The organism is Pseudoalteromonas aurantia, assembly GCF_005886875.1.
Lineage (GTDB): Bacteria > Pseudomonadota > Gammaproteobacteria > Enterobacterales > Alteromonadaceae > Pseudoalteromonas > Pseudoalteromonas aurantia_A.
Genome location: NZ_PNBY01000131.1, coordinates 1 through 15,121 on the forward strand (window position 1 = coordinate 1; position 15,121 = coordinate 15,121).

17 protein-coding genes, 1 tRNA gene and 1 pseudogene are annotated in these 15,121 nt (G+C 39.6%); 5 read left to right on the forward strand and 14 right to left on the reverse strand.

Annotated features, from left to right (window positions below; translation table 11 throughout):
* Positions 1-382 precede the first annotated feature (382 nt).
* Both CWC18_RS19125 and CWC18_RS21135 read right to left on the reverse strand, forming a co-directional pair.
* On the reverse strand, positions 383-934 hold the full coding sequence (locus CWC18_RS19125) for a hypothetical protein (protein ID WP_138589497.1): 552 nt from the start codon (positions 932-934) through the stop codon (positions 383-385).
* 83 nt (positions 935-1,017) lie between these two features.
* Positions 1,018-1,161: a hypothetical protein gene (locus CWC18_RS21135; RefSeq protein WP_171041168.1), complete on the reverse strand. Its 144-nt coding sequence runs from the start codon at positions 1,159-1,161 to the stop codon at positions 1,018-1,020.
* Between the two features lie 134 nt (positions 1,162-1,295).
* Between CWC18_RS21135 and CWC18_RS19130 the strand changes: the two genes are divergently transcribed.
* On the forward strand, positions 1,296-1,799 hold the full coding sequence (locus tag CWC18_RS19130) for a metal-dependent hydrolase (protein ID WP_138589498.1): 504 nt from the start codon (positions 1,296-1,298) through the stop codon (positions 1,797-1,799).
* A gap of 70 nt (positions 1,800-1,869) precedes the next feature.
* Here the strand turns inward: CWC18_RS19130 and CWC18_RS19135 are convergent, their stop codons facing one another.
* From CWC18_RS19135 to CWC18_RS19160, 6 genes are all read right to left on the reverse strand, one after another.
* On the reverse strand, positions 1,870-2,421 hold the full coding sequence (locus CWC18_RS19135) for a GNAT family N-acetyltransferase (protein ID WP_138589499.1): 552 nt from the start codon (positions 2,419-2,421) through the stop codon (positions 1,870-1,872).
* Positions 2,422-2,787: 366 nt separating this feature from the next.
* Positions 2,788-3,405, reverse strand: coding sequence for an FKBP-type peptidyl-prolyl cis-trans isomerase (locus CWC18_RS19140; protein ID WP_138675890.1), 618 nt, complete (start codon positions 3,403-3,405; stop codon positions 2,788-2,790).
* A 74-nt stretch (positions 3,406-3,479) separates the two neighbouring features.
* Complete coding sequence (locus tag CWC18_RS19145) at positions 3,480-3,848, reverse strand: hypothetical protein (RefSeq protein ID WP_138589501.1); 369 nt, start codon at positions 3,846-3,848, stop codon at positions 3,480-3,482.
* 49 nt (positions 3,849-3,897) lie between these two features.
* A tRNA-Ser gene (locus CWC18_RS19150) sits at positions 3,898-3,988 on the reverse strand.
* Positions 3,989-4,058: 70 nt separating this feature from the next.
* Complete coding sequence (locus CWC18_RS19155; protein ID WP_138589502.1) at positions 4,059-4,430, reverse strand: hypothetical protein; 372 nt, start codon at positions 4,428-4,430, stop codon at positions 4,059-4,061.
* 174 nt (positions 4,431-4,604) lie between these two features.
* Complete coding sequence (locus CWC18_RS19160; RefSeq protein WP_138589503.1) at positions 4,605-5,594, reverse strand: rhodanese-related sulfurtransferase; 990 nt, start codon at positions 5,592-5,594, stop codon at positions 4,605-4,607.
* 218 nt (positions 5,595-5,812) lie between these two features.
* Here CWC18_RS19160 and CWC18_RS19165 point away from each other — a divergent pair, with 218 nt between their 5' ends.
* From CWC18_RS19165 to CWC18_RS19175, 3 genes are all read left to right on the forward strand, one after another.
* Positions 5,813-7,138, forward strand: a complete 1,326-nt coding sequence (locus CWC18_RS19165) for a DEAD/DEAH box helicase (protein WP_138589504.1) — start codon at positions 5,813-5,815, stop codon at positions 7,136-7,138.
* A complete protein-coding gene (locus CWC18_RS19170; protein ID WP_138675891.1) occupies positions 7,135-7,968 on the forward strand; it encodes a CvfB family protein in 834 nt (277 codons plus the stop codon). The genes CWC18_RS19165 and CWC18_RS19170 overlap by 4 nt, the downstream gene beginning before the upstream one ends.
* 161 nt (positions 7,969-8,129) lie before the next feature.
* Positions 8,130-8,507, forward strand: coding sequence for a hypothetical protein (locus tag CWC18_RS19175; RefSeq protein ID WP_138589506.1), 378 nt, complete (start codon positions 8,130-8,132; stop codon positions 8,505-8,507).
* Positions 8,508-8,536: 29 nt separating this feature from the next.
* Here CWC18_RS19175 and CWC18_RS19180 read toward each other — a convergent pair whose 3' ends face one another.
* A complete protein-coding gene (locus tag CWC18_RS19180; RefSeq protein WP_138589507.1) occupies positions 8,537-8,821 on the reverse strand; it encodes a hypothetical protein in 285 nt (94 codons plus the stop codon).
* A 285-nt stretch (positions 8,822-9,106) separates the two neighbouring features.
* Between CWC18_RS19180 and CWC18_RS19185 the strand changes: the two are divergent.
* Positions 9,107-11,600, forward strand: a pseudogene (locus tag CWC18_RS19185) (TonB-dependent receptor plug domain-containing protein).
* A 76-nt stretch (positions 11,601-11,676) separates the two neighbouring features.
* On the opposite strand, the gene CWC18_RS19190 reads toward CWC18_RS19185, so the two are convergent.
* The 5 genes from CWC18_RS19190 to CWC18_RS19210 form a co-directional block, all read right to left on the reverse strand.
* Positions 11,677-12,249 carry a tRNA-(ms[2]io[6]A)-hydroxylase gene (locus tag CWC18_RS19190; protein WP_138589508.1) on the reverse strand — a complete coding sequence of 191 codons (573 nt, stop codon included), beginning with the start codon at positions 12,247-12,249 and terminating at the stop codon, positions 11,677-11,679.
* Positions 12,250-12,336: 87 nt separating this feature from the next.
* Positions 12,337-12,969 (reverse strand): sulfotransferase family protein, encoded by a 633-nt coding sequence (locus CWC18_RS19195; protein WP_138589509.1) that lies wholly within the window; start codon positions 12,967-12,969, stop codon positions 12,337-12,339.
* Between the two features lie 96 nt (positions 12,970-13,065).
* Positions 13,066-13,293 carry an MAPEG family protein gene (locus tag CWC18_RS19200; RefSeq protein ID WP_171041169.1) on the reverse strand — a complete coding sequence of 76 codons (228 nt, stop codon included), beginning with the start codon at positions 13,291-13,293 and terminating at the stop codon, positions 13,066-13,068.
* Positions 13,294-13,430: 137 nt separating this feature from the next.
* The gene (locus tag CWC18_RS19205; protein WP_138589511.1) at positions 13,431-14,144 is read right to left on the reverse strand and encodes an SIMPL domain-containing protein; all 714 of its coding nucleotides are present in this window, start codon (positions 14,142-14,144) and stop codon (positions 13,431-13,433) included.
* A 53-nt stretch (positions 14,145-14,197) separates the two neighbouring features.
* Positions 14,198-15,013 carry an ABC transporter substrate-binding protein gene (locus CWC18_RS19210; protein ID WP_138589512.1) on the reverse strand — a complete coding sequence of 272 codons (816 nt, stop codon included), beginning with the start codon at positions 15,011-15,013 and terminating at the stop codon, positions 14,198-14,200.
* Positions 15,014-15,121 lie beyond the last annotated feature (108 nt).

The window sequence follows — 15,121 nt, forward strand, 5'->3', positions numbered from 1 at the left end:
ACTGTGACCAATTCCTGATTCTCTTCTTCATTTCACATCATGGGTTAAGGCATTTAATGATCTGATCGCACCAAACCAAAGAAGTTCAATTATTTAGGAAACAACGCCAATCTTGTGTATCTATCACTAATAATGCTTTGTTCATTATTTCATACCGGTTTGTTAAAGAAGTACATAGTATAATGTTGCACCCAGCACTCTAAGATACCCATTCAAGACAACAGCAGGACATATTTAACTCCTGACTTTTCATCCTTGTTTAAACACAATACGATAAAGATCCGTCTCACCCACCATTACACTTGGAATAAATATGATTATATAGCCCATGTTTATAAGTCTTTAGGTCTTTTTAAGTCATTAGCTTTAGGAAAAAATCGGTTCATGAGTATTTTATAAGCCATGTTTGAATAAACTGAGTTGTTTCTTCAACAGATAATACTTCATTAACGGTTAAATCAGCACACTGCCTAACTTGGTTTACTGCGGATATATAAACACTACGCAAATGATCTTCATATTTAGCCAAATACGCAAGCAGTGAGTTAAGCTCACCTGATTTTGCTCTTTGTATGTGCCTTTGAATTACGCGCGCTAAACAAAGCTCCATCGGTAAGTCTAGCAAAATTACATAATCAATTAAGTGAGACATCGGCTCACGCACTCTGCCAAATGGTTCTTCAATAAAAATAAATCGACTGCCACTCGTTAATTTTAAGTGCTCTAGTCGCTGACTAAACCTAGGGCTTTTAATTAACGACAGATCAGCGCCTTGTACCAGCCATTCTTTCATATCTGCGGGATACGTATTAGCTTCTACAAAGTCATCAAAACAAAGGTAAGTAGTATTAAAAAGCGTGGCTAAAGACTTAACTATGGTGGTCTTTCCTGCGCCAGAGGCCCCGCTAACTGCAATAATGCGCGTGTTATTCATTACTTCCTTACCTGCTACTAATTACGCATTAAATGCACCGAAATGTGTGATTAACTTATATTAATCACACTGTAGTATGGTACTTATGGTTGATGACAGAATTGGCGGCTCAATTCCTTAAACCATTCTGAGGTGAACCCTCCCCCTGCTATATTAGGGGCTTGCTTAAGGTCAAGCGCTCTTTTTTTGTCCGTTAAGTTCTTGTATATCTTTTTATTTAATTTCATGATCATTTCCTTTTTAGTGTAAATCAATCACAGTGTAGTTGATATCGTATTTTTGGCACATGTTTCATACTAGGTTCATGTTAATTAGATAAATATGAAGTAGTTATCTGGCTTTAAATATAAGGAAATACACTATGCCTTTTACACCAATACATATGGGACCTGCCCTCTTGGTTAAACCCATTTTAGCTGGTAATTTTAGCATTATGATCTTTGGGTGGACACAAATCGTCATTGATTTACAGCCTCTTTATGTTCTACTTACAGGAGAAGGCCAGCTGCATGGTATAACTCATACCTATCTTGGTGCGATTGTTATCGCAATATTCAGTGCTGTTACAGGAAAATATCTATCTGAACTTGCCTTTAAAATCACCAAGCCAATTCATCATTCTACTGTTAGCGTCATCAAGTGGCGGATTGTGTTTACAAGCGCATTTATTGGCAGTATGAGTCACGTTTTTTTAGATAGTACTATGCACTTCGACATGGCACCATTTTATCCATTTAGTACGTATAACGGGTTGCTTGGCGTAATTAGTTTAAAAAGCCTTCACTTATTGTGCTTATATAGTGGACTACTTGGAGTCTGTGTTTATGGTATTTTAAAGCTTCGCACTATGTCTTCGTTGAAATAACGGGTATGTTTGCCCTGCTCATCAGAGCTCTATACTAACTTAGTATTGTTTGCCTCTGAACTGAAGCAATTTAAAGGTCTATCACCTCAATTTTAAGTAAGTTGTACAAAAACTTTCCTAAAAACTGCTTATACATAGAAATAATTTCTTCCTTTGTAATAACGCCACCATATATGAGCATTTCTTGTTTTTCGGATGCCTCTTTAATCATATATTTTGCTGGCGTAAACCCATTTTTTATATAAAACCTTTTACGTTTCACCCTTTGTTGATAATTATTGGCATATTTGTCTAGCGCTTCAATATTGAGAACAATTCGTTGACCCACATATCTATCTTTTATTGAATCCATTACTTTGGAGCCATAACCACTAGACCGGTGTAATTCAGATATAGCCAAAAACTTTATAAAAACAATGTCTTTATAGTATTTAATGTAAATAAACCCAATCCATATATCATCATCATAAAGTATAGAAAAGCCAGGTTTACCCTTCCTCATTCGATACTGCATCACCCAGCGTGGCAACGTTTGAGCTGAAGGAAAGGCTTCAAAAAATAGCGCTATCGTTTTTAAGTAATTTGCATCTGAATAGGCTACTGGTTGAAAATTAATGCTCAATTATTCCTCTCCACTAAAAAATATTTCTAACTGTGCAAACTGTGCAAACTGTGCAAAGTATAATGGTTAAACTAGTGTTGATATACAGCCTTACCATCAGTTAATAAGCTAAATATAAACATGGAATAGTGAGAGTTGCAAAGTCAATACTGTAACAAAAATTAAAGTCTATGAGATAACATCAAACTAGTAATACCAGCTTTGTGAATTTATAAATGTTTTAGTGAGCTACATGACTTATTAAGCAGTAATTTTGATGGTTTTTGTCGCTAATTACGTCTTATTAACAATTAAGATATAATAATTCTCAGGCAAAAAAATACCCAGCATGGCCGGGTATTTTCACTATTAACACTTAAGTGTTAATTAAAGAATTTCAAGTAGCTCTACGTCAAATACTAACGTAGAGAAAGGTGCGATTGATGCACCAGCGCCACGCTCACCGTAAGCAAGCTCATGTGGAATGTATAAACGCAACTTTGAACCAGCCTGCATAAGTTGAAGTGCTTCAGTCCAACCAGCGATAACGCCGTTTACTGGGAATTCAGCCGGCTCACCACGATCGTATGAGCTATCAAATACAGTACCGTTGATCAAAGTACCGTGGTAATGAACACGAACTTTTGATTCTGCAGACGGCTTTTCGCCTTCACCTGTAGCAACAACTTCATATTGTAAACCAGATTCAGTTACTGTGATTTCTGTACGCTTTGCATTTTCTTCTAAGAATGCAATGCCTTCAGCCGCTAATACTTTTGACTCTTCTTCACGACGAGCTTGAATTTCAGTGTTAATTTTTTCAAATGCAGCTTGGATCTCTGGGATCTCAACACGCATTGCTTCACCTGCATACGCGTCTTTCATGCCTTCAAATACTGAGTGCAAGTTTAAACCTTCAAAAGGGTTTGCTTTAAGTTGCTCACCCATTTGTAAACCAATACCATAGCTTGCTTTTTCAGCATCTGTATTAAATAAATCTGACATTCTAAATTTCACTTTTTTGTTTCTATTAAAAGACCCGCGCAGTGTAACATAGCCATTATCGAGTTTAAAAGCGATTAACCTAGCTTCTGAGCTTGCCATTGCTTGATTTGCAACACTAAATAGGTAGCGACAGGTAAACATACAACCAAACCAGCTAACAGTTCTTGGCTGTAACCTGTTAAGGTATTTGAAAAGATGTATCCAAAGCCCACAATGCCACACAAACTGATCACTATTGCGCTAAACACAGGAGACAATTTTTCATATTTACTGATCAAATGGCCTACAAGCAAGTTAAATAAGAAGGTATAACCGAGTGTTGAAGTAAGCGTTGGCTCAGGCTGACCATCAATTGCAAGCACAAGTGCCATTTCAAGGCCGCTTAAATAGAAAAAACTAAACACAATCCATAACGCACAATGTTTTATGATGTTAGTAGACATACGCTCTCCAAACGAAAAAAACCGCCGAAAGGCGGTTTTTAGAATGAGGTGGCGGAGAGATAGGGATTTGAACCCTAGAAGGGCTACAAACCCTTGCCGGTTTTCAAGACCGGTGCTTTCGACCACTCAGCCATCTCTCCGTTGTTGGCGCGGATATTAGTAGTTTTTGTTCCCTCTGTAAAGGAAAATAGTTATTTTTTCGAAAGTTTTTTAGTAATACTGTTTAGGCCGGCGGGCAAACCACGCCCCGCATAGGCATAAACAAAATAACCCCAATAAAACAAGCGTAAAATTAAAAGCCTGCGTCGCTAATTCTTTCATTGGCAATGCGATATTGAGTGCAATGGGTAATAAGGACACACTGCCTACAAATAGCAACACTTTTAAAGCCCGGTAAAATTCAAAACGGCGACTGTAATTCATCCACCAAGAAAGCATTGCGACAATAATCGCAGACGCAACCAATGCCAATTTCACCTCAGACGTACTCGAAAAAATATACGTACTTACAATAGAGCCAATTAGCCCCCAAATAATCCACGTCCACCAACTTTCACGCTCTTTTAAAAATAAATTGCCCATAATCTAACTTCTATTATTGTTTTTCGGACCAATATAGACTATCAAAAAAATCGACTATAAAACAACCATTGATATAATATTCATAATAAAACCGTAGAGCGCCTGCAAGGCATTATAGTTTATACTAAAAAGCCTCAGATGATGCTGAGGCTTTTCTTCATACTATTCAAGCGACTAGGCTGATTTTTTATTACGTTGTGCCTGTTTTTGCGCTTGTTTTTGTTCTTTTCGTTGACGCAACACTTCTTGCGCTGCATGGCCAATATGACCTTCTCCACGTAACTCAGCTAGTTGAATTTGCTTTTGGCGTTCAGCAAAGCGTGCTCTTTGCTCTTCGGTAAGGCTATCATGGCAATGATGACAAGACACCCCTTCCATATATTGTGCTAGCTGCATCTCAGCTTCTGTAATAGGCATACGACAAGCGTGGCACTGTTCATATGAGCCCTTTTCTAAGTCATGGTCAACGGCAACACGATTATCAAAAACAAAACACTCACCTTCCCACAAGGTTTCTTCTTTTGGCACTTCTTCTAAGTATTTAAGAATACCACCTTCTAAATGGTATACCTCATCAAACCCTTGTTCTTTCATATATGCCGTGGACTTCTCACAACGGATCCCACCCGTACAAAACATCGCCACTTTCTTGTGCTTTGCTGGGTCGAGGTTTTTCTCAGCCCACTCAGGAAATTCACGGAATGTTTTGGTCTTAGGATCTATTGCATGTTTAAACGTACCAATTTCAATTTCGTAGTCATTTCGAGTATCAATCACAACAACTTCAGGATCTGAAATGAGCGCATTCCAATCATTTGGTTTTACGTAACTTCCCACAACTTCTAGAGGATCGATCCCTTCTACACCCATAGTCACAATTTCTTTTTTAAGCTTGACCTTAGTGCGGTAAAATGGGCAGGTATCATCAAATGACTCTTTAGAAACAATATTATCCAGCCCGGGTTGCGCTTCTAACCATGCAAGTAGTGCATCAATACCTTCACGTTTACCCGCAACGGTTCCGTTAATACCTTCCAATGCAAGTAACAAAGTACCACGTACTTCATTTTGTTCCATCACGTCATGTAAAGGTTGACGGATCTGCTCAAAATTAGGTAATGACACGAATTTATACAGTGCACATACAACAAATGCTTTAGACATAGATATTCCTATAATCAGCTTTAGTTACACTAAACTGGTGTATTTTAAACCAGTCAGTTCAATAAACCGGAACGTAAATCCGGCGCTAAGCCGCGTATTGTACGGATTTTTACTTTAATTGCAAAAACCTTGCTAACAATGCGCTTTTTACTATTAGTGAATGGCTTAGCTTTGCTATAATGGCCTGTCATAAAAAATTTGTTTTGGAGAAAAACGCTTTGCACTTTACTGAACTGGGCATAGACACCCGACTAGAAGCACAACTTGCACACCAAGGGATCACTTCACCTACCGAGATCCAAAGTCAAGCAGTACCGACCGCCATAGCTGGCCATGATGTGTTTGCTCAGTCTAAGACCGGCTCAGGAAAAACATTGGCATTTTTACTCCCAGCTATTCATCGTGTAATGAAACAACGCGCATTGAGTAAGCGTGACCCGCGTGTCCTCATTATTGCCCCAACACGAGAGTTAGCGACACAAGTATTTTCACAATGTCGCTTACTCGTTGCCGGAACCAGTATTTCAGTGGTTAAAGTGCTTGGTGGTGAAAACTTTAACGATCAAGTCAAAGCACTCAAAAAAGACCCGCAAATTGTGATCGGGTCGCCAGGCAGAATTGCAGACCACCTAGAGCAACGTTCATTACAGCTATCAGGGTTAGAGTTATTGGTATTTGATGAAGCTGACCGCATGCTTGATTTAGGTTTTGCACCACAACTGAACTTAATAAATGAACAGGCAAATCACCGCCTGCGCCAGACGCTACTTTTCTCTGCAACGCTCGATCATGCACAAGTAGAGGTTACATCACGTAACTTACTGCGCTCACCCAAAAAAATTATTCTAAGTGATGCGCATCAACAACATGGCGATATTAAGCAAACCCTTTATTTTGCTGATCACCTTGATCACAAAGACGCGTTATTAAAACACTTTGTAACACAAGACAATGTAGGACAGTGCATTATCTTTACAGCCACACGTAATGACACAGTGCGGATCAGTGAGCAGTTGAACACGTTAGGAATAAAAGCCGTTGCCCTTGCCGGAGACCTAGCACAAAATAAACGCTTAGACATCATGGACACGTTTAGTCGTGGCTTATTTAAAGTAATGGTCACCACTGACGTCGCCTCTCGAGGTCTTGATTTGTTGAGTGTCACACACGTTATTAATTTCGATTTACCAAAGCAAGCCGAAGAGTATGTACACCGAATAGGTCGTACAGGTCGAGCTGGGTTTAAAGGTACAGCTATTTCTTTAGTAGGTCCAAAAGATTGGAACAGCTTCGTGGCGATTAAAAACTATTTAAATGATGAATTGTCTTTTGAGAGTATCAATGGGCTAGAGGCAAAGTTTAAAGGTTTCAGACCGCCTAAGCCAAAAGTTAAAGCCCCTGTAAAAACTAAACTAGCTCAAGCGAAAACCCCCAAAAAGCCAGTAAGAAGAAAACCAACCAAACCCAAAAAAGCGATCCCTGCGCCATTTGACGTCGATGGACACGCCCCACTACGCCGTAAACCAAAGCCAACTGAGGAATAACCATGCTAGGTAGCATTCAAAATTTAATGATCAACGAATTGTGTGCAGAAGGCGCATACCTAGACGGCCGCGAGTTAGGCGAAGTATTTTTACCAAAAGCGGAAGTTGAGTCTCACCTTGAATTAGGTGACAGTGTCCAGGTCTTTATCTTCCAAGACTCGCAAGGTCATATGACTGGCACAACACAAACTCCCATTGCGCAAGTCGGCGAGTTTGCTTTGTTGCGCGTAAAAGAAATCAATAGCTTTGGCGCATTTCTTGATTTAGGTGTTAGCAAAGATATTCTTGCGCCATTCAACGAACAAAAACCTAAGATGCGTGATGGTCATAGCTACTTAGTAAGATTATACCTTGATAATGCAAGCCAACGGTTATGTGCGTCGAGTAACATCAATAAATTCGTCAATAAGACTGATGCCAAGTACGCCCCATTACAAGAAGTTGACTTAATCGTCGCATCAAAAACTGACATTGGTTATAAAGTCATCATCAATGAACAACACTTAGGGGTGGTATTTTTTAATACTATATTTAAGCGTATGTTTATCGGGCAAAAATTAAAAGGCTTTGTTAAAGTCGTACGCGAAGATGGTAAAATCGACGTAGTACTCGAAAAACCGGGTATGGCAAAAGTAACGGGGTTAAGCGAACAAATTTTAGCTGAACTCTCAGATAAAGGCGGCTTTTTACCTTTGGGCGATAAATCAGATCCTGAACTTATTAGAAAGACTTTCTCGACCAGTAAAGCTAATTTCAAAAAGGCGATTGGTGGTTTGTTTAAGCAAGGTAAGATTGACATCGAAGCCAAGTCAATTTCTCTTCGTAAATAACCCACTCTCCTAAATAAGGCCCATAACTTAATGGGCCTTTTACAAACAACCTGTTGAGTAGCGCAATGCTAGAAGACAGCAACGTCAATTAAAACCTGTGACACTTTTTTACAAACACAGTTTCGATTTACCGTTACACTTGTGTCTAAAAAAGGACATATATGAAAAACTTAATTGGATATTTCACTGTGAGCGTAGCCCTGAGTGGGTGCATTTTTGTGCCTAAAGACGTTACTTATTATGACGAACGGTGCCAAGTCTATGCGAAAAAGAGTACGCTCGAATCTTCAAACCTGCTCGCATTTGGCTCTTGTGGCAGTGATTTTAGTTGTGGTGCAGCGCTAGCCAGTGCGGGATTAGTAAGTGCTGCCAGCCTCGTGGTGTCTGGCTCTATATCTCTTATTGAAAACACCGTTTACTGGATTGAAAAAGAAAAAGACTGTTTAGCCGAACCAAAATTAAAAAGGTTACCGACCAAAGAGCCAAAGGTTCAGACTCATGATCCGCTTGATAGCATTTCTATCAAAGAAGGCGCATAAAAGGCTGAGCGTTATAACGCCGATAATGGTTAATAGCGCTCATATTTTCCTAATACATAGCTACAACAAAATATGCAGACTGCCATTAAGCCCAAACTTTCAAAAGTGCCTAGCCTATCTTGAGCAAGGTTTGAAAAAAACAGCGCAAATGCAATTGCAACGCTATACACTAGGACAACATTACTAAATGCAGAGGTAAACTCACCACCGCACGTACGGCAAACACGACTGCGTCGGCAATTAACATACAGCCTTGTTAATAACCCAAACGGCTTCTCACAATGCGGGCAACACTTTACTTTGAAAAAACGCATAACTAATAATTCCTTTTATTATTTTATAGAGTCTATTAAACGATTAAATAATACCTTAGTAAGCGCAAAAAATATATTTTTAGGAACAGCTTCGTAAACAAGATACATGTTATGAGTACGCGATTTGTAAGCCATTTATGAATTAATAATTACTGTTATACCTTATAACTAAATATAATTTCGCTTACTAATACGATGATATTATCATCCAGCCCCTTTTATATTATTACGACTATTCATAAAACTATGAATAGTTTTTCCCATTTATTAAATCAAGGAAAGACCATGTCCAAACTCGCCCTATTAACGACAATAATTGGTGCTGCGCAGCAATAGCAGAGTCAAAAGAACAACACGCTCAGTTAACGACTGAAGTAATCGAAGTAACAGGTACGCGCGAAGCTTGCGCAGTATTTCTGAAAGTACAGTCCCTGTTGATATTATTGGTATTGACGAAATGCAAAGTTCAGGACAGATGGAATTGAGTCAGGTTCTTACCACCTTGCTCCCAAGTTTTAACTTTCCTAACTCACAGTTGGCAGATGGAACTGACCATGCAAGACCTGCTGTTTTACGTGGCTTAGCCCCAGACCACACACTGGTGCTTATTAACGGTAAACGTCGTCATACTGGTGCCCTACTTAACCTCAACGGGACTGTTGGCCGAGGCTCTTCTGCGGTAGACTTAAATACTATCCCAACAGAAGCAATTAAACGCATTGAAGTACTCCGTGATGGCGCAGCAGCACAATACGGCTCCGATGCCATTGCTGGCGTAATAAACATTATACTAAAAGATACTGCTCAAGGCGGTAGTGTGTCACTGACTTACGGACAAAACGACACACAAATGGCAGGCTCGGCACAACTACTTGAAACCTATAGCGATGAACAAGGTGATCTTGCCTTTAATAAAGGAAGTGACCGCCGCGTAAAAGATGGTGAAACAACCACCTTAAGTGCAAACCTTGGATTGTCACTCTTTGAGCAAGGGTTTATTAACCTCTCAGGTGAGCTAAGAGACAAAAATGCGACCAATCGCTCTGGTATTGACCAACGTGAACAGTATTCGCGAGACGATAACGACACATTAGACCCGCGTGAATTTAATGCCCAACGTTACAACCACCGCTTTGGTAAACCTGATCTGAAAGACTATGCCCTGTTTTATAACACAGGTTACACGCTAGACAATGATTTATCTTTATACTCATTTGGTAGTTACTCTCATCGTGAAGGAAATTCTGGTGGATTTTTTAGGCGTCCAAAAGACAGCCGTAATGTAAGTAACGTCTACCCCGATGGTTTTTTACCGCAAATTGAATCGGACGTAAAAGACTTTTCATTTGCTCTTGGTCTATCTGGTACACAGAATAACTGGGATTATGATATTAGTACAAATTATGGCCAAAATAACTTTGCTTTTTCTGTCGTCAATAGCATTAACACCTCTATGGGTGCCCAAAGCCCGACTGAATTCGATAATGGCTCATTGATATATCATCAGTGGTTAGTAAACGCCCAAGCGAAGACTGATTTTGATTTGGGTTTATATGATGATGTTTTTTTCACAATAGGTGCTGAATACCGAAAAGAAAACTATAAAATCCAAGCTGGCGAGCAAGCTTCTTACCTCACAGTGCTTGACTCGCAAGGCGTTCCTGTAGCAGCCGGTGGTGCACAAGTGTTAGCTGGCTTCTCTCCCGCCAGTGCTGTTAATGAGACCCGAAATAACATTGCACTGTTTGCAGAGTTTGATACTTACTTAAGCGAGAACTGGAACTTGGTATTCGCAACTCGGTTTGAAGATTACAATGATTTTGGTTCAACGCTTACAGGTAAACTTGCTAGCCGTTATGTGTTTAATGAAAACCTATCATTTAGAAGTGCGATAAGCTCTGGATTCAGAGCACCTTCTCTTGCTCAAACATCATATAAGTCAATTGCAACAGTATTCGAAGACGGCCAACCCAATGAAGTTGGTTTATTCCCTGTTGATACTACAGCGGCAAAAGCACTCGGTGCTAAGCCGCTTGAAGCGGAAGAGTCGGTTAATATTACAGCAGGCTTTATCTATGAATATGATAACTTCAGCTTGACGTTAGACGCCTACCAAATTGATATTGATGACCGCATTGTTCTGTCTGAAAATCTAAGCGGTCCAGCTGTTGAAACGATCCTTCAAGCTGCTGGAGAAAATAACGTTCAACGCGTACGCTATTTCACTAATGCTATCGACTCTAGTACCAAAGGCGTTGATATAGTAGCAACCTATGGCTTTAACCTAGAAGCTCTTGGCATGCTTAATTTAAGCGTAGCGGTCAACTTCAATGACACAGAAGTAACGAACGTAAAAGCGAATCCAACTGAGTTGTCGGATTTAGGTGAAGACTACCAATACTTTGCACGACGCGAAATCGTTCGCTTTGAAGACGCAACACCAAAAGATAAATGGAACTTAGTTGCAACCTGGCGCTTTGAACAGTGGACTACCACACTCAAGGCAACCCGATATGGAGAGGTTCAAGACCCATCTAGTAATATTGATAATGACGAAGTGCTCGCAGCAAAATGGATCACTGACTTAGATGATGCCTATCGAGTGAATGAGCAGTGGCGCTTAGCCATTGGGGCAAACAATGTGTTTGATCAGTATCCACAAGACACTGTGGGTAATATCGGATTTAGTAACTTTAATCAGATATTCCCTTATTCAGCATTTTCTGCCTATAACACCGATAGGCGCTTTGTTTACGGCAAAATCTCGATGACCTTTTAATTGACGGCTTAAACCTTAAGACAATGAAAAGCCAAACAGTTGTTTGGCTTTTTCTATATTATTTTGTATTGGTAAATTAATGTAGCGCAGCAGAAAAAGGAATACTCTTGCAAATTTCAGCTTCAGCGATGAGTACTTCTTCTAATCGCGCATCAATAAGTGCTTTATCAAAATACTCATAAGCTAACTCAACAAATAAGTTCTTATGCTTTTCTTCTGATTTAGCAATCGAAACATAAAAATCTTTCTCTTTACCCGCAGGAAGTGCCTCTGCGACTAACGAAAAGCGCTCGTGACCTCTTGCTTCAATTACAGCTGCCACGAGTAAACGGTCAATCAAAAACTCGTCTTTACCATTTCTAAAGATGGCACGGATTTTTTTGATGTAAGGGTCTTTCTGATCGTTACCTAAAATAATGTCTCGTTCATTAAGTAATTTGAGCACTTGCTTAAAGTGGATCATTTCTTCAATCGCTAAATCAGCCATCGCTTTAACCAGCTTAATTCTATCTGGGTAATGGCTCAACATCGACATAGCCATGCCTGACGCTTTTTTCTCAGCTGCAGCGTGATCTTGTAAGAATGTGCCAAAGTCTTCGAGTACCTTATGTGTCCATTCAAATGGCGTGTGATATTTCAATTCAAACATGATTACTTCTCTTACTCAATGTACCTAATAAAAAGTACTTCTAAAAATTTGTGTGCATTTTAGCGCACATAAAAGCGATGGCAAAGGCTAAACGTTAACTAATAGCAATTCATCTTTGTCTACTTTGCCTTGGCGGGTTGAGGCTATTTTAAGCGGATCTCGAATGGCATTCCATGCTGTGACCTTGCCCTTTTTATTTAAAAATGGCATCTTTGCCCCGCTATCTACACCCAAATATGTAGCAAGCTGTTGCATGGCATCTGGCTTTGATAAATTAAGTAATAAGTGCGTCAATTTCTGCGCTTTAAAAAAATCTAACGCTGTATGTTTATGCCCTTCATAGCATTGAGTTAAAAATGCATAGTCTTCAGTATTATTTGCGGTCAATCCAGAAAATGTCTCTAAGTAACAGCGTTTAATGGTATCGTTAAACCCGCCTTTTTCACTGAATAAATTACTCGACATACGCGTTAGCAACTGAGCAATAGAAGGTAGCCACAACGAAAGATCTCTGTCTAAGTAAATATACTTCGCATCTGGGTATAAAACTGACAACTGCTTATAGTCATTAAAAATAGGGGTATCAGCAATAACTTGCGCGTCACGAAAAGTATCACGTGTATATGCGGTGTGCGCCGTCTTATAACCTAAACTTAAACATGCGACGCACACACTCGTCGTGCCTGTTCTAGGTAGACCAACTATAAAAACTTTACTCATTAATTTATATATAAAACCAGATTCGCAATACCAAGCGCCAATAATACCAAAAAGGTCAATGCCATGCCTATGACTGGTAACCTTAAGATTTCTCTTTTAAGAGATTGCCAATGGACCACCCGCGCTAAAAAGGCTTACACCAGCAATATAAATGGCGATGCTAATAAAGTTTTGCATTTCTAAAATGAACAGCAGCAACACCGCCAGAAGAGAATATTCTATAAAATTAGCATGGGCTCTAATTGCATTAGTGAGCTGGCTATTTCCTCCACCTCCCAAGCCTAGTTTTTCACGCTTGCGGACAGTAATAATGTCAAAACTCAATTTTATATGAAAAATATTAATAGGGCCTCATATAAACTCGTTACCATTGGCTACTCCTTTTTTTTCGAAGTAGCCAATATAAACAAGTTTGTCTCACAAAGGAACTTTCACGATATGAATTAAGCCGCTCGTTATCATTAGTTGTTAATGGTATATACAGCATACACTTGTGCCTTAAGTGTTAAAACTCCTGTGTTGTATGCGTTTTCGACACTACCAGATTCACTATCCATAAGCTTCATTGATGCAGCGCGAGCGTAAGGTGCTCGAGGGATCTCCATAGGAGAGAATGAAACCGAATATAGTCCATCGAGTTTCACATCAAAATCAGACGCTAGCTCCTTCGCAGCAAGCTTGGCATCCTTGATTGCAACTTTCTTCAAGCTTTTCATTAATGCACTTTTATTACTCACTTCAAATTGCGTATTGTTGAATTCATTAATGCCTGCATCAACGAGCTTTTGCAGTAACACAGGGTAACTTTCTATTTGTTCAAGCTTTAATGTTAGCGAACGGCTTACACGAAAACCATCAAATTCATCTTGATTAGTTGTGCGATTATAGCGAGTTTGTCGATACACATTTAATTGTTCTGCATGAATATTGTCTGACTTAATTTTGTGATTTCTTGCAATAGATATGGCATTTTCCATAATATCATCAACGCGCTTTTTCGCATCTGATAGCGACTTACTCTTCTCAGTGATCGCCACCCTGATCACAGCACGGTCCGGCTGAACTTGCATGTGAGCATTGCCCTGCACATATAGGTGAGGCTGTGATGGCACTGAACTGGCAAAGCTTTGCGCACTTAGCAGTGCTGCGGTTAGTACAATTGAACATATTTTCACGGTGCTGATCCTTTTATTTAATTCCGCTGTCTATTGAAGCACATTGCCCTTAATCATGGCTGAATGTTATATGCTTCACTCAAACCTTGTTCTATGAAGACCATTTCTTGCTCAAAAAATACTCCTTTGTGAGCATCAATTATATTTTTTTGTAACTGCTTATTTGCTAGAGCCAATTCGAACAAACTTACCGCCTTACGTCCCTGTGTTGAGTTTGCACACGCGATATAACCAAATATTGTCGCTTTTGCATCGTCTATTCTATGAAATGTCACCCCTTCACGCTGCTCTTGCTTTGGGTGATGATTTAAAAATACAGAGGTGTATTCTATGATGCCATCTAACTTACCTTGCACCAACATTTCTCTCAGCCGAAACGCACTATTAGCCCCTTCACCAATAATAAAACTATCGGTATATCTATCAATAAACCCATCAATAACCTTTCCATAAGAACGTCCCTTCGTAACACCTATCCTGAGTTTTTCCGATACAATGATCTTTTTAAGAGACACATTTGAGGGTAATTCCTGTCCTCGTAGGATCAGCCTGTTAGCGGGAAATGCCATTAACGGGTATTCAACAAACACTGCCATTGCTTCGCGTTCTGCCGTTTTTACTTTGTTATATAGGCATATGTTTGGGTGTGTCTCTAGCTCTCGCCACTCTCTTAAACGGCTCGCAGGAATAAACTCTAAGCTTAAACGGCCCTTTAATTGACTACGCACCTTAAGTAAAAGAACCGTCGCTAAATCTGCAGGCTCTTCTGATACACTGGGGTTATAATCAGATGCAATTTGAATTTCTAACGATTGTGCAGCCACTACTGGCGACATAAGTGCCACTAGTAGCGAACAGGTTTTCAGCATTCTTACCTCCAGTTGGGTGAGTAAAAAGCTTATTTCCTTAGCCAATACATTTTTAGTATAGAACATTCTGAGCACAAAAAAGCCAGCAAATGCTTAATGCCAGTCAGT

Coding starts and splice junctions, on each gene's coding strand:
- CWC18_RS19125 (WP_138589497.1), bottom strand. CDS start 934: ATGAATAACACGCGCATTATTGCAGTTAGCGGGGCCTCTGGCGCAGGA.
- CWC18_RS21135 (WP_171041168.1), bottom strand. CDS start 1,161: ATGAAATTAAATAAAAAGATATACAAGAACTTAACGGACAAAAAAAGA.
- CWC18_RS19130 (WP_138589498.1), top strand. CDS start 1,296: ATGCCTTTTACACCAATACATATGGGACCTGCCCTCTTGGTTAAACCC.
- CWC18_RS19140 (WP_138675890.1), bottom strand. CDS start 3,405: ATGTCAGATTTATTTAATACAGATGCTGAAAAAGCAAGCTATGGTATT.
- CWC18_RS19145 (WP_138589501.1), bottom strand. CDS start 3,848: ATGTCTACTAACATCATAAAACATTGTGCGTTATGGATTGTGTTTAGT.
- CWC18_RS19155 (WP_138589502.1), bottom strand. CDS start 4,430: ATGGGCAATTTATTTTTAAAAGAGCGTGAAAGTTGGTGGACGTGGATT.
- CWC18_RS19160 (WP_138589503.1), bottom strand. CDS start 5,594: ATGTCTAAAGCATTTGTTGTATGTGCACTGTATAAATTCGTGTCATTA.
- CWC18_RS19175 (WP_138589506.1), top strand. CDS start 8,130: ATGAAAAACTTAATTGGATATTTCACTGTGAGCGTAGCCCTGAGTGGG.
- CWC18_RS19180 (WP_138589507.1), bottom strand. CDS start 8,821: ATGCGTTTTTTCAAAGTAAAGTGTTGCCCGCATTGTGAGAAGCCGTTT.
- CWC18_RS19190 (WP_138589508.1), bottom strand. CDS start 12,249: ATGTTTGAATTGAAATATCACACGCCATTTGAATGGACACATAAGGTA.
- CWC18_RS19195 (WP_138589509.1), bottom strand. CDS start 12,969: ATGAGTAAAGTTTTTATAGTTGGTCTACCTAGAACAGGCACGACGAGT.
- CWC18_RS19210 (WP_138589512.1), bottom strand. CDS start 15,013: ATGCTGAAAACCTGTTCGCTACTAGTGGCACTTATGTCGCCAGTAGTG.